General features: G+C 57.8%; 1 rRNA gene. It reads right to left on the bottom strand.

The features are described 5' to 3' along the window. A 16S ribosomal RNA gene (locus tag ACSC1W_RS20895) occupies window positions 1–531 on the bottom strand; the annotation flags it as partial.

The following is a 531-nucleotide window of genomic DNA, read 5'->3' as shown; positions in this document are numbered from 1 at the left end:
TGTCGGAGCTGGTGAGATGTCCGGCGTTGAGTCCAATTAAACCGCAGGCTCCTCCGGTTGTAGTGCTCCCCCGCCAATTCCTTTAAGTTTCATCCTTGCGGACGTACTTCCCAGGCGGCCAGTTTATCGTCTTCACTTCGGCACAGCACGAGCTCGTAGCCCGCGCCAAACCTAACTGGCATCGTTTACAGCTGGGACTACCCGGGTATCTAATCCGGTTCGTGACCCCAGCTTTCGTCCCTCACTGTCGGATCCGATCTTCCGAGGTGCTTTCGCCATCGGTGGTCCGTCCAGGATTACGGGATTTCACTCCTACCCCGGACGTACCCCTCGGATCGCTCGGTCCCAAGCTGAACAGTTTCTGCCGGACGCCTGCTCGTTGAGCGAGCAGATTTCCCAACAGACTTGTCCAGCCAGCTACGGACGCTTTAGGCCCAATAATATCGGTCATCACTCGAGCTGCCGGTGTTACCGCGGCGGCTGGCACCGGTCTTGCCCAGCTCTTATTCCTGTACCACCCTACGGTACAGA

It is taken from the genome of Haloarchaeobius marinus, from assembly GCF_051207415.1.
Taxonomy (GTDB): domain Archaea; phylum Halobacteriota; class Halobacteria; order Halobacteriales; family Natrialbaceae; genus Haloarchaeobius.
This window is presented reverse-complemented; position numbering and strand designations above follow the sequence as displayed.